11 protein-coding genes and 2 pseudogenes are annotated in these 13,320 nt (G+C 34.2%); 10 read left to right on the top strand and 3 right to left on the bottom strand.

Annotation, left to right across the window (positions count from 1 at the left end; all coding sequences use genetic code 11):
* The 3 genes from WBN21_RS05815 to WBN21_RS05805 form a co-directional block, all read right to left on the bottom strand.
* The coding region (locus tag WBN21_RS05815) for an endonuclease domain-containing protein (RefSeq protein ID WP_424198359.1) at positions 1-261 on the bottom strand (261 nt) is incomplete at its 3' end.
* Between the two features lie 223 nt (positions 262-484).
* Positions 485-1,612 carry a vWA domain-containing protein gene (locus WBN21_RS05810; protein ID WP_424198357.1) on the bottom strand — a complete coding sequence of 376 codons (1,128 nt, stop codon included), beginning with the start codon at positions 1,610-1,612 and terminating at the stop codon, positions 485-487.
* 88 nt (positions 1,613-1,700) lie between these two features.
* Positions 1,701-2,378 (bottom strand): Crp/Fnr family transcriptional regulator, encoded by a 678-nt coding sequence (locus tag WBN21_RS05805; RefSeq protein WP_424198355.1) that lies wholly within the window; start codon positions 2,376-2,378, stop codon positions 1,701-1,703.
* A gap of 105 nt (positions 2,379-2,483) precedes the next feature.
* Between WBN21_RS05805 and WBN21_RS05800 the strand changes: the two genes are divergently transcribed.
* The 10 genes and pseudogenes from WBN21_RS05800 to WBN21_RS05755 form a co-directional block, all read left to right on the top strand.
* Positions 2,484-4,859, top strand: a complete 2,376-nt coding sequence (locus WBN21_RS05800) for a heavy metal translocating P-type ATPase (RefSeq protein ID WP_424198353.1) — start codon at positions 2,484-2,486, stop codon at positions 4,857-4,859.
* Between the two features lie 248 nt (positions 4,860-5,107).
* Entirely contained in the window at positions 5,108-5,293 is a 186-nt protein-coding gene (ccoS, locus tag WBN21_RS05795; protein WP_424198351.1) for a cbb3-type cytochrome oxidase assembly protein CcoS, read from the top strand.
* 11 nt (positions 5,294-5,304) lie between these two features.
* Positions 5,305-7,497: a cytochrome-c oxidase, cbb3-type subunit I gene (gene ccoN / locus WBN21_RS05790; RefSeq protein ID WP_424198349.1), complete on the top strand. Its 2,193-nt coding sequence runs from the start codon at positions 5,305-5,307 to the stop codon at positions 7,495-7,497.
* A 68-nt stretch (positions 7,498-7,565) separates the two neighbouring features.
* Complete coding sequence (locus tag WBN21_RS05785) at positions 7,566-7,751, top strand: CcoQ/FixQ family Cbb3-type cytochrome c oxidase assembly chaperone (RefSeq protein ID WP_424198347.1); 186 nt, start codon at positions 7,566-7,568, stop codon at positions 7,749-7,751.
* Between the two features lie 85 nt (positions 7,752-7,836).
* Positions 7,837-8,799 carry a cbb3-type cytochrome c oxidase N-terminal domain-containing protein gene (locus tag WBN21_RS05780; RefSeq protein ID WP_424198345.1) on the top strand — a complete coding sequence of 321 codons (963 nt, stop codon included), beginning with the start codon at positions 7,837-7,839 and terminating at the stop codon, positions 8,797-8,799.
* A gap of 100 nt (positions 8,800-8,899) precedes the next feature.
* Positions 8,900-10,324: a cytochrome c oxidase accessory protein CcoG gene (gene ccoG, locus WBN21_RS05775; protein ID WP_424198343.1), complete on the top strand. Its 1,425-nt coding sequence runs from the start codon at positions 8,900-8,902 to the stop codon at positions 10,322-10,324.
* A 240-nt stretch (positions 10,325-10,564) separates the two neighbouring features.
* Positions 10,565-11,011 (top strand): annotated as a pseudogene (locus WBN21_RS05770) (FixH family protein).
* Between the two features lie 164 nt (positions 11,012-11,175).
* Positions 11,176-11,877: a sulfite exporter TauE/SafE family protein gene (locus WBN21_RS05765; protein WP_424198341.1), complete on the top strand. Its 702-nt coding sequence runs from the start codon at positions 11,176-11,178 to the stop codon at positions 11,875-11,877.
* A gap of 275 nt (positions 11,878-12,152) precedes the next feature.
* The gene (locus WBN21_RS05760) at positions 12,153-12,824 is read left to right on the top strand and encodes a TetR/AcrR family transcriptional regulator (RefSeq protein ID WP_424198339.1); all 672 of its coding nucleotides are present in this window, start codon (positions 12,153-12,155) and stop codon (positions 12,822-12,824) included.
* A gap of 2 nt (positions 12,825-12,826) precedes the next feature.
* Positions 12,827-13,320, top strand: a pseudogene (locus WBN21_RS05755) (ABC transporter ATP-binding protein); the annotation flags it as partial.

The following is a 13,320-nucleotide window of genomic DNA, read 5'->3' as shown; positions in this document are numbered from 1 at the left end:
AACTTTTGTTCTTTCTTCATCTTTTTCTTGTGCTAGCTGATTATTGTGAACTTCACCATCTAACTCAATAATTAACTTTTCTTTTGCGCAATAAAAATCCACAATATAATTTTTAATACTGTGCTGTCTTGTAAAACGACGACCTTCAAACTGTCTTGCTTTTATGTGTTTCCACAAAAAAGCTTCAGCTGGTGTTAGAGATTTTCTTAACTCTGCTCGTTTACTTTTTAAGTGTTTTAATGAATGTGTTTTTTGCTTCATTTATAATATTTTAACCCTCCGAATTTTTCTTTTGGAAAAATCCACCTCCCTTAAAATTAAGGGAGAAACAAGTTTTATTTATATTTTTACTACAATTTAATATTTAGTTTTAATTTATTTTTTAAACTCGCTCCTACTTAATTAAAAGCAAAATCGAACTTATATATTACTCATTTTCAAACATTTGAGTATTTCCTTCCCGTTGGGGAGGTTAGGTGGGGCTTTACCCCTTTATCCTCTTTTTTCTGTTTGTTTCGTAATCTTCAAAAATCATTTCACCCAGTCCTTTTAATCCTGTGTAAAATGCTTTTCCTTGATTTGCATAGGTGAATTCTCTAACAAATTGCATCAAGTAACTATCTTGAGCAATCATAAAGGTGGTAATTGGAATATGCAAGCGTCTGGCTTGTTGCGCCATGGCATAACATTTATTCACAATATGCGAATCCAAGCCATTACTGTTTTTATAATACTGTCCGTCAGGTAATCGCAAGCAGCTTGGTTTTCCGTCGGTTATCATAAAAATTTGTTTATTGGTGTTTCTTTTACGTCTCAATAAATCCATTGCTAATTGTAAACCTGCAACAGTATTAGTATGATATGGTCCTACTTTTAAGTATGGTAAGTCTTTAATTTCAATTCGCCAGGCATCGTTACCAAACACTAAAATATCCAAAGTATCTTTTGGATATCGGGTTGTAATTAATTCGGCCAATGCCATGGCTACGCGCTTAGCAGGTGTAATTCTATCTTCACCATACAAAATCATGCTATGGCTGATATCAATCATCAAAACGGTACTCATTTGCGATTTATGAAGGGTTTCTTCTATTACTAAATCGTCTTCTGATAACCTAAAATCTCCTATCCCATGATTAATTTGAGCATTTTTCAAACTTTCAGTCATGGACACTTTATCTAAAGCATCTCCAAATTGGTAGTTCCTAAAATCGCCTGTGTGCTCGTCTCCTATTCCTGGGCTTTTACTTTTGTGGTTCCCTTGTCCACTACGTTTAATTTTTCCAAAAATATGATCTAGAGCTTGCTGGCGAATGGCTCGTTCTGTTTTAGCAGTAATAGCTAAAGTACCCTTTCCATCTGGGTCAATTTCTTCACGTAAGTAGCCTTTCTTTTTTAGGTCTTCAATAAAATCGTCGATAGTATATTCAGGCGTGGTTAGTTTATATTCAATATCTAACTCTCGCATCCAATCAATAGCTTCGTCAAAATCGCCCGAAGTATGGGTGATTAGTTCCTTAAAAATATCGAATAACTTATCGAATGGAGATTGAAAAGGTGCTTCGTATTTTTTAAACACAAAGCCTTTTCGAGAAGTATTATTTTTTTTCATAGCATTATAAAAATACTATATTTTTATAGAAAAAAGCTAAACGAATAATCAGTTTTATCTATACTTTAACAATACTTGATTTTATTGTTTATTCAACGCGCTTTAATCCGTTTAAATCTTCAATTTTAATAAACTTACCAACCGTGGATATTAAACCTTCTTTTTTAAACTGAGAAAGTACACGAATTGCAGATTCTGTTGCTGTACCAACGATACTAGCATAATCTTCACGAGATAAAAGCACACTTAAAGTTCCATCAGAATTAACACCAAAACTATCATGAATATAAATTAAGGTTTCTGCCAAACGTTGCTTCACAGATTTTTGAGCCATATTAACAATAATATCATCAGCCTCTTTTAAATCGTTAGCCATATCTTGCAACACACCAAATGAGAATTTTGGGTTATTTTGAAGATCGTTAATTATTTCACTTTTTGGGATGAAACAAACTTCCATATCATTAAGAGCAACAGCTTGAAGGTTCGAGCATTCATCACTAATTAACGAGCGTTGCCCTAACAACTGTCCCTTAACAACCATTTTTACAATTTGATCTTTTCCATTTTCACTCAATTTAGAGAGCTTACAAATACCATCCTTAACACAATAAACACCATTTAATACTTCTCCTTCTTCAAAAATAACCTCGCCTTTTTTAATGGTTTTAGTTGTTTTACATGCAGACACCCTCATTAATTCATCTTTAGTCAAAGACTTTAAGGAATTAAATTGTTTAATAATACATTGCTCGCACTTACTCATACCTAATAATTTGTATTTTGTAAAAATAATCAAATCATGACAAATATCATATTATAAAGCAACTTGATTTTTGACTTTTGTTATAGGTATAAATGAGCAAATTTTATGGGGCATAAATCATGTTACCATTGTGGACTTGATTCCACATCTTCAGAAATTGTTTTTGACAATAAGTCGTTCTGCTGTAACGGTTGCAAAACTGTGTACGAGATATTCTCTGCAAACGATTTAACGTGTTACTACGATTTACAAAATGCTCCGGGTGCTACACCTAAAGAAATTGAAGGCAAATATAATTTTCTAGACAATGAAAAAATTGTTGAAAGTTTACTTGAATTTAATGACGGCAAAACACAGATAGTGACACTTTACATTCCGCATATACATTGTAGTTCTTGTATTTGGGTGCTTGAGAATCTGAATAAACTCCATCCTTCTGTAAGCTCATCTCTAGTTAATTTTGGAAAGAAAACCGTTCGCGTAAATTATCATACCGAAAACTTTTCAATAAAAGATTTGGTAAAACTTTTAAGCAGTATAGGCTACGAACCCTTTATTAGTCTGGACGATTATAGTGTTGGTAAAAAAAATGTAAACCGATCGCTTATTTACAAACTAGGGGTTGCTGGTTTTGCTTTTGGGAACATTATGTTTTTATCCTTTCCTGAGTATTTTCAAGCCACAGAATATTGGTTAGATCAATACAAACATGTTTTTAGGTGGCTCATGTTTGCCTTTTCAGTTCCTGTAGTTTTTTATAGTTCGCAAGATTATTTTATATCGGCATATAAAGGATTAAAAGCAAAACTTTTAAATATTGATGTACCTATTGCGTTAGGGGTTACGGTACTTTTTATAAGAAGTACTGTTGAAATTTTTCTAGATATTGGTTCAGGCTTTTTTGATAGTTTGGCTGGTTTGGTTTTCTTTTTATTACTTGGGAAATTTTTTCAGCAAAAAACCTATAATTTTTTATCATTTGAGCGCGATTACAAATCGTATTTCCCTATTGGGATTACTAAGATTTTTAAAAATGACAATGAAGTCTCTATTCAAGTTTATGATATTGAAAAAGGTGATAGACTTTTAATAAGAAATGAAGAATTAATTCCTGTTGATTGTATTTTAATAAAAGGCAATGCGCGAATTGATTACAGTTTTGTTACTGGTGAATCTGAAACCGTTTCAAAACAATCTGGCGACAAACTTTTTGCCGGAGGAAAACAATTGAATGGTAGCATTGAAGTTGATGTTTTAAAAACAGTTGAGCAAAGTTATTTAACACAATTATGGAGTAACGATGTGTTTAATAAAAACAAGGAAGAAGGTTTTATAACCCTTACCAATGCGATTAGCAAAAAATTTACAATTGCCGTTTTAAGTATTGCGTTTTTTGCAACTTCCTATTGGCTGTTTGTGGATTCAACAAAAGCTTTAAATGTATTTACTGCAGTCCTTATTATTGCTTGCCCTTGCGCTATTGCTTTGGCTGCTCCGTTTACTTTCGGGAATATGTTACGCATTTTCGGAAAGTTAAAATTCTACGCTAAAAATGCTTCGGTAATTGAACAATTGGCAGCCATTGATACGATTATTTTTGATAAAACAGGAACGATTACTGCGAATAAAGAAACATCTATTGAGTATGATGGGTCGGAACTTTCAGGAGTTGAAGAGACGTTATTAAAAAGCACCTTACGAAATTCTAATCATCCTTTAAGCAGGTCTTTATATTCCCTTTTGGCTGAAAATGATATTGTAACTTTAGATACTTATGAAGAGCATATTGGAAAAGGTATTGAAGCCAAACATAATGAAGATTCTATAAAAATTGGCTCTGCTCCTTTTGTTGGTTACGCTTCTGAAACTGCTACTTTAAACACCGCTGTTCACGTGAGCAGTAACAATATTTACAAAGGAAAATTCACGTTTTATAATCGCTACCGAAAAGGACTTTCCAAATTATTTAATAAACTAAAAAAGGATTATGATTTGGTAATTCTATCAGGGGATAATGCTGGTGAACAAGAAAACTTAACTAAGCTTTTACCAGCTAAAACGAAATTGTTTTTTAACCAAAAACCTGAAGATAAATTGGAATACATTAAGCACCATCAGAATTCTGGTGCTAAAGTTTTAATGATTGGTGACGGGTTGAATGATGCTGGTGCTTTGGCGCAAAGTAACGTGGGTATTGCTATTTCGGAAAATGTAAATGTGTTTTCGCCAGCTTGTGATGCGATTTTAGATGCCACAAAATTTAATCAATTATATCATTTTATTAAAGCCTCCAAAACTGCTGTGAAAATAATACGGTGGAGTTTTGCAATTTCATTTATTTATAATATTATTGGACTATATTTTGCTGTTACTGGGCAATTAGCACCTGTAGTTGCTGCAATTTTAATGCCTTTAAGCTCTATTAGTATTGTGGTTTTCACGACCGTTTGCACCAATGTTTTGGGTAGAAAATTGAAATAAATTTTAGAACTGAATTTGGCAGATGTGTGCGTTAGGCCTGCCTGCCGCAGGTAGGGATTGTAGTAGAAAGCCCACAGCCCGACAAAGGAGGTGCGAGGATTTGCAGCGGAAAGTCCGACCCTTGTGGTAACCTTCCTCCCGGCAGGAAGGCGAAAGAAAATAGAATGATTACAAATAAGAAAACATGATAAATGTCATCTTTTAAAAACATGAATGAAAGTATTTTTGAACCATAACTTCAAATAGGTATGAGCGTTATATATATTTTACTTGCTATTAGCATTATTGTGGCTATTGGCTTTTTTATTGCCTTTATTGTTGCTGTAAGAAGTGAACAATATGACGATAGTTACACCCCTTCGGTGCGGATGCTATTTGAGGACGAATTAATTAAAGAGAAACCAGAAAAAACGATACTAACCAAAAAAGATTAATAATTATAATTATGGAAATGCAACAATTTCATTACGATAATAAAATCGTTAAAAATTTCATTTATGCCACCATGGTTTGGGGGGTTGTAGGTATGATAGTAGGTTTACTGCTGGCGTTTATGTTTTTATTTCCAAACTTAACTGACGGTATTTCGTGGTTAAGCTTTGGTAGATTAAGACCTTTACACACTAATGCTGTTATTTTTGCCTTTGTGGGTAATGCTATTTTTGCTGGTGTTTATTACTCTACACAACGTTTATTAAAGGCTAGAATGTTTAACGACACCTTAAGTAAAATCAACTTTTGGGGCTGGCAACTTATTATTGTTGGAGCAGCAATAACACTACCTTTAGGTTATACAAGCACAAAAGAATATGCGGAACTAGAATGGCCTTTTGATATTGCCATTGCCGTAGTTTGGGTGATTTTTGGATGGAACTTAATTGGTACCATGCTAAAAAGAAGACAACGTCATTTATACGTTGCTATTTGGTTTTACATTGCTACGTTTGTAACGGTTGCTGTACTTCATATTTTTAATAGTTTAGAACTTCCTGTAAGTGCTTTAAAGAGTTACTCTGTTTACGCTGGTGTACAAGATGCCTTAGTACAATGGTGGTACGGACATAATGCGGTTGCTTTCTTTTTAACAACGCCATTTTTAGGATTGATGTATTATTTTGTACCTAAAGCGGCCAACAGACCTGTTTATTCTTATAGATTATCTATTGTTCACTTTTGGTCTTTAATATTTATTTATATCTGGGCAGGACCACATCACTTATTATATACCGCATTACCTGAATGGGCACAAAACTTAGGTGTTGCCTTTTCTGTTATGTTATTAATGCCATCTTGGGGTGGAATGATAAACGGACTGTTAACACTCCGTGGTGCTTGGGATAAAGTACGAACAGACCCAGTTTTAAAATTTATGGTGGTTGCAATTACCGGTTATGGTATGGCGACTTTTGAAGGCCCAATGCTTTCGCTTAAAAACGTAAACGCCATTGCGCACTTTACCGATTGGATTATTGCACACGTGCACGTTGGTGCCTTGGCTTGGAATGGGTTTTTAACCTTTGGTATGATTTATTATTTAGTGCCAAAATTATTTAAAACTAAACTATACTCTTTAGCTTTAGCGAACCTTCACTTCTGGATTGGGACTTTAGGTATTATTATGTACGCCTTACCAATGTATGTTGCTGGTTTTACACAAGCTAGTATGTGGAAACAATTTAACCCAGATGGTACGTTAACTTATGGTAACTTTTTAGAAACCGTAACCGAAATTATGCCAATGTATTGGATGCGTGCTATTGGTGGTACGTTATACCTAACAGGTATGTTAATTTTAGTTTACAATATTATTGCAACTATTAGACAAGGCAGCAAAGTTGAAGATGAATTGGCAGAAGCTGCGGCTTTAGAACGTGTAACCAAAAAACGTACTTCTGGTGAAGGATGGCATACTTGGATTGAACGCAGACCTATTCAATTAACTATTTTAGCTACGTTAGCAATCTTAGTTGGAGGAGTTGTTCAAATTATACCAACAATTGTAATAGATTCAAATATACCAACTATAGCGAGTGTAAAACCATACACGCCGTTAGAGTTAGAAGGACGAGATATTTATATTCGTGAAGGTTGTGTAGGCTGTCATTCGCAAATGATTCGTCCCTTTAGAAGTGAAGTAGAACGATACGGCGAATACTCAAAAGCTGGTGAGTTTGTTTATGATCATCCATTCCTTTGGGGAAGTAAACGTACCGGACCAGATTTACATAGAATTGGTGGTAAATATTCAGATAACTGGCACTTTAACCACATGTACGATCCGCAAAGTACATCGTCAGGTTCCATAATGCCTCGTTACCCATGGCTAATTACTGGTTCTAGTAGTGAGTTAGATAAATCGATGACAGAGAAAAAAATGGAAGCTATGGTTACTCTAGGTGTGCCATATACAGATGAAGAAATAGCTAACGCACAACAGAGTATGACAGAACAAGGTTCGAAAATTGAAGAAAACCTTCATGCAGATCCTGATTTCACAAAAACTTATGAAGCTGACAAGAACTATGCGGCTGAAAATGGTGAAGCATTTATTGAAATGAAAAACAGAGAAATTGTTGCACTTATTGCTTATTTACAACGATTAGGTACTGATATAAAAGTAGAAACAGCTCAAAATTAGTTAATAGTATATAGTTATTGGTTTTTAGTAAACTAAAAACCAATAACTAATAACAAAAACAAAAAACCATGTTGAAATTTGTAAAAAACCATATGGATAGCATTTCAGGAATTGAGATTTACCCGATAATTTCCCTAATTATCTTCTTTACCTTTTTTGTGCTCTTATTTTGGTGGGTATTTACCGCGAAAAAAGAATATATAAACACCGTAAGCAATTTACCATTAGACAATCAAAACGACGACATATTATGAAACCGAGAGTTCTAAACCAGAATTTATTCCTGAGCATAATCGGAGGTTACAATTGTCCATTAAAAAACATTAAAACAACCATCAAATGAAAAATTTAGTTCCATCCTGGATTCGTGTTCCAGTAGTATTCTTTATTATTTTTGGAGCCGTTGAGTTCTTTATAGATTCAGGAGAAAAACCTGCTTTTATAGAGTACCCAGCAGTATTACTCTTTCTTCTTTTAGTGTTGTTAATTTTAATTGCTATTGAAGCAATTGTGGGAGCCTTAGAAAATGTGATGCTTTATAAACTAGACGAAGAAGCTAAAGCACGATTTTTAGCAGAAAAAGAAAATTCGCTTAAGTTTACTTGGCTACAAGACACTTACCAAAAACTTCTTGGACAGAAACCTGTTGAAGAAGAAGGCGAAATTATACTTGACCATAATTATGATGGTATTAAAGAGTTAGACAATAATTTACCACCTTGGTGGGTCTATTCTTTTTACATCTCAATAATATTTGCAGTTGTTTATTTAGCCAGATTCCATGTATTTGATGGTTATAATCAAATTGATGAACTTGAAACTGAATTGGCAGATGCTAGAATTTCGTTAGAAGAATACAAAAAAACAGCTAAAGATTTAGTTGATTTTAATACCGTTACACTTTTAACTGATGCTGCCGATCTTAAAGCAGGACAAGCGATTTTCCAAACCAACTGTGTGGCTTGCCATATGGCCGATGGTGGTGGTGGAATTGGACCAAACTTAACCGACGACCATTGGATATTAGGTGGTGGAATTAAAAATGTTTTTAAAACAGTTTCTGAAGGTGGACGTTCTGGAAAAGGTATGATTGCTTGGAAAGCGCTATTAAAACCTGCAGAAATGGCACAAGTAGCCAGTTACTTATTGACTTTACAAGGCACAACACCTGCAAACCCGAAAGCAGCTGAGGGCGATATTTGGGTAGATGAAAATGCACCAGCTGAAGTAACTCCATCAGAAGTTACACCAGCCGAAGCCATGGAAGTTAATACAAATGATATGGTTTCAGCAGATAATTAATTTTTAAAAAACGAGCATAAAATAAACGCTAATGTTCTCTGAACCTAAACAGTTTATAAAATCATAAAGGAGGTAAACTCTAAAGCATAATTAGTAAAAAATGGAAACCCCAGAGAACGAAATATTCAGAGATTCTATCGCGACAATTACCGAAGATGGTAAGCGAGCTTGGGTGTTTCCAAAAAAACCTAGTGGGAAATTTTATGAATATAGAAAATATGTAAGCTACTTCTTATTGGCATTTTTATTACTAGCGCCTTTTATAAAAATAAATGGCAATCAGTTTTTAATGTTCAATGTATTGGAACGTCGTTTTAATATTTTCGGTTTTCCTTTTTGGCCACAAGATTTTCATTTGTTTGTTATTTCTATGTTGATTGGTGTGGTTTTTATCACGCTTTTTACCGTTGCTTTTGGTAGAATTTTTTGCGGGTGGATTTGTCCGCAAACCATTTTTATGGAAATGGTTTTTAGACGCATTGAATACTGGATTGAAGGCGACAGAAACAAGCAACGTAAATTAGCCAAACAGAAATGGGATGCCGAAAAAATTAGAAAGAAAACACTTAAAACCGTCATATTTGCCCTTATCTCGTTTATAATTGCAAATGTGTTTTTGGCTTATTTAATTGGGAGCGACAAACTGATTCAATACATATCTGAAGGGCCTTTAAACAATGTAAGCACTTTAATTTCGCTGCTTATTTTTACATCTGTTTTTTACTTTGTATTTGCATGGTTTAGAGAACAGGTTTGTATTATTGCTTGTCCTTACGGAAGGTTGCAAGGTGTTTTATTGGACACTAAATCGATTGTTGTAGCATACGACCATAAACGTGGTGAAGCTGAAAATGGTAGAAAGAAATTTAGAAAAGACGAAGACCGAGAAACTTTAGGATATGGCGATTGTATTGACTGTAAGCAATGTGTTCATGTATGCCCTACGGGAATTGACATAAGAAACGGTACACAATTAGAATGTGTAAACTGTACGGCTTGTATTGATGAATGCGACCATATTATGGAAAGCATAAACTTGCCAAAAGGATTGATTCGTTATGCAAGTGAAGAGGAAATTGAGAATAAAACGCCATTTAAATTAACACCAAGAATAAAAGGCTATATAGCGGTTCTTGCTATTTTAATAGGGTTACTGGTTGGTATGTTGTTTTTAAGAAATGATGTTGAAGCCAATGTATTAAGATTACCTGGGCAGTTGTACGAACATAAAGAAAACAATATTATTAGTAACGTGTTTACTTATAAACTGGTTAATAAAACGTCTCAGGATATTGACGATGTGAGCTTTAAATTAATGTCTCATAAAGGGGAATTGAAATTGGTATCTACAAATGATGCCTTTGTTGTACCAAGCCAAGGATTTGCAGAAGGCACCTTGTTTATCGAGATCAATAATTCGGCATTATCTGGAGATAGAAATAAAATTAAAATTGGCGTTTATAAAGGCGACAAGTTAATTGAAACGACAACGGCGAATTTTTTAGGGCCACGGAGCTTTAAATAGGTAATTGCTTTTGGCTTTTAGCTATTTGCTGGCGGATAGGTGGATTAGGCCTGCCTGCCGGCAGGCAGGGATTGAAGAGGAAAGCCCACAGCCTGACGCAGGAAGTGCGAGGACTTGTAACGGAAAGCCCGACCCGATAGGGGAATGTTAAAAAAAGACGGAAGTACGAAGATTGCAGAAAGACGTAAAAATTAGTATTAATTAAAAACAGATTCCTGCCTACGCAGGAATGATAGAAAGATGAAAATTAATTGGGGTACCGGAATTGTATTGGCGTTTGTAGCGTTTATTTCGTTTATCATGTATTTTATAATATCGATGAATATTAATGATAAATACGACCATGATTTGGTGAGTGAAGATTATTATGCTGATGAATTACAATACCAAAATGACATTAATAAGCTAGAGAATTCGAAGGATTTAACCAGCAATATAAACTACGAAAAAACAAGCGAAGGGTTGCTTATAAAATTCCCGGAAGCCTTGGATTATAAAGATATTACATGAAAATTGTTCCTATATAGACCATCTAACAAACACCTAGACTTTGAGACTGCTATTTCATTGTCTAATTCTAATTTGCTCATACCTGACAAACGTTTGGTAGATGGTCGTTGGAACATTAAAATAGATTGGCAATATAAAGGAAATTCTTATTTATTTAAAGAATCTATAAATTATTAGAATCTGATTAAGGTTTTGCGATTAGATATTTTATAGATTATTTTTGATTCAGTATAAGGCAAAGTGTTTAAACATAGCCTAGTTACAGTTCAAAATTATAACAAAATAAATGGGCAAAAAGAAGCCTAAAAAATAATTAACGAAATTTCAAACAGATTCTTATCATGCTTTTTTCGGCATTCATATTGGGCTTACTAGGTAGTTTTCATTGCGTTGGCATGTGCGGACCTATTGCTTTTATGTTACCTGTAGACCGATCAAATCAAGTTAAAAAAGTATCGCAAATTGCGGTTTATCATATAGGCAGACTTCTAGCTTATAGCTTAATCGGGTTAGTGTTTGGACTTATAGGCAAAAGTCTGTTTATATTTGGATATCAGCAGCAACTATCTATAATTATAGGGGTTTTAATGATTTTAGTAGTTGTAATTCCTCAAAAAACATTTAATAAATACAACTTTTCAAAACCAATTTACAAGGTTATTTCTAAGGTAAAATCTGCCTTAGGACAAGCGCTTAAGAAAAAAACTATGGATACCTTTTTAACCATAGGTTTCTTAAACGGTTTCCTACCTTGCGGCTTGGTATATATGGCATTATTCGCGGCCATGGCAAGCGGAAATGCCGCTAGCGGAAGTTTATACATGGGCGTTTTTGGCTTAGGCACCATTCCGTTAATGACAACAGCCATTTATTTTAGTCACTTTTTAAAAGGCAAAGCTCGCCAACGTATTCAAAAGGCAATTCCTGTTTTTGTAGTAATTATTGGTGCGCTATTTATCCTTCGCGGTTTGGGTCTTGGAATTCCTTACCTCTCTCCTGCTCCAGTTTTCGATATGGTAACCAATTCGGTAGATTGTCATTAATATTTGAAGTAAAATTTTCTTGGGGTTACCCTTCGTGCCTTGGGTCGGGCTTTACACTACAAGTCCTCGCTCGTGCCTCGCTGTGGGCTTTCCGCTGCAATCCCTAACCCGCTAACCTGCCAAGGTAAGTTATAATCTCATGCTTCTTGTTTATCTGGGAAAACCTAAACGTTTAAGCTCCAATAGTATTTCTCAATAGCACATATACAAAAACAATAGTTTTATTTTCATTATTAATAGTAATACTATTATATTTGCAATGAAAATTACTAATTATGGATTCATTGTTTTCAAATTTAAAAATTGCTGTTCCAGAACAAATCTATGTCAAAGACCCAGAGTCTTCCGATTTAGGCAAGCGCATTGTTGAACATAGCATCCTACTTATAAACGATATCGGCTTTGATAGTTTCACGTTTAAAAAACTTGGAACGTTAATAGGCTCTAACGAGAGCTCCATTTATCGGTATTTTGAAAGCAAACATAAGCTATTGCTCTATTTATCATCATGGTATTGGGCATGGATCGAGTATCAATTAGTTTTGGAAACCCATAGTCTAGAGCCTTCAAATAAGCTAAAAGTAGCTATTGAAATTGTAACCAGATCGATTAAAGAAGATTCAAAATTCTCACATATTAATGAAGTCATTTTGAATAAAATTATGGTAAATGAAAATTCAAAATCATTTCTAACTAAAGAAGTAGATCAAGAAAACAAGGATGGTTACTTTATAGTTTACAAGCGCATTATACACCGGTTGCGCGACATGATTATCATCCTAAAACCAAATTACAAATTCCCATCAAGTTTAGCTAGCACTATCCTTGAGGCCAGTTTACACCAACATTTTTTAAAAGACCACTTTGTATCCATAACGGATTGTAATGATGGACTTTCACCAACCGATTTTATACAAAATCTGGTACATAACACTTTGAAAGACTAACTATGGAAAATAAACCTATGACCCCTTGGCAACGTTTAGTTGGATTGCTTCAATTAGAAAAAAGAGACATCCTTCAAATTTTTTACTACGCCATATTTGCAGGTATTGTTGCCTTATCATTACCCTTAGGCATACAATCCATAATTAATTTAATACAAGGTGCTCAAATATCAACATCGTGGGTAGTTTTAGTCATTATTGTAACCTTGGGCGTAGCATTTTCAGGAGCTTTACAACTCATGCAGTTAAGAATAATTGAAACCATTCAACAACGTATTTTTACCCGAGCATCCTTTGAGTTTGCTTATCGGTTTCCTAAAATAAAAATGTCTGAATTGCGCGATTATTATCCGCCAGAATTAGCAAATCGATTTTTCGATACGCTAACCATTCAAAAAAGTTTATCAAAAATTTTAATTGATGTTCCAACAGCGGTTTTACAAATTTTATTTGCCTTAATTCTATTATCATTTTACCATCCATTTTTTATCATTTT

This window comes from Algibacter sp., assembly GCF_049667265.1.
Classification (GTDB): Bacteria; Bacteroidota; Bacteroidia; order Flavobacteriales; family Flavobacteriaceae; genus Algibacter_B.
The sequence above is the reverse complement of the archived record's forward strand: the minus strand, read 5'-3'. Positions and strand labels throughout refer to the sequence as shown.

Bases quoted from the DNA above. Each gene is read 5' to 3' on its own strand.
- WBN21_RS05800 (WP_424198353.1), top strand. From the start codon at position 2,484: ATGGGGCATAAATCATGTTACCATTGTGGACTTGATTCCACATCTTCA.
- WBN21_RS05760 (WP_424198339.1), top strand. From the start codon at position 12,153: ATGGATTCATTGTTTTCAAATTTAAAAATTGCTGTTCCAGAACAAATC.
- WBN21_RS05780 (WP_424198345.1), top strand. From the start codon at position 7,837: ATGAAAAATTTAGTTCCATCCTGGATTCGTGTTCCAGTAGTATTCTTT.
- ccoG (WP_424198343.1), top strand. From the start codon at position 8,900: ATGGAAACCCCAGAGAACGAAATATTCAGAGATTCTATCGCGACAATT.
- WBN21_RS05805 (WP_424198355.1), bottom strand. From the start codon at position 2,378: ATGAGTAAGTGCGAGCAATGTATTATTAAACAATTTAATTCCTTAAAG.
- ccoS (WP_424198351.1), top strand. From the start codon at position 5,108: ATGAGCGTTATATATATTTTACTTGCTATTAGCATTATTGTGGCTATT.
- WBN21_RS05765 (WP_424198341.1), top strand. From the start codon at position 11,176: ATGCTTTTTTCGGCATTCATATTGGGCTTACTAGGTAGTTTTCATTGC.
- ccoN (WP_424198349.1), top strand. From the start codon at position 5,305: ATGGAAATGCAACAATTTCATTACGATAATAAAATCGTTAAAAATTTC.
- WBN21_RS05785 (WP_424198347.1), top strand. From the start codon at position 7,566: ATGTTGAAATTTGTAAAAAACCATATGGATAGCATTTCAGGAATTGAG.
- WBN21_RS05810 (WP_424198357.1), bottom strand. From the start codon at position 1,612: ATGAAAAAAAATAATACTTCTCGAAAAGGCTTTGTGTTTAAAAAATAC.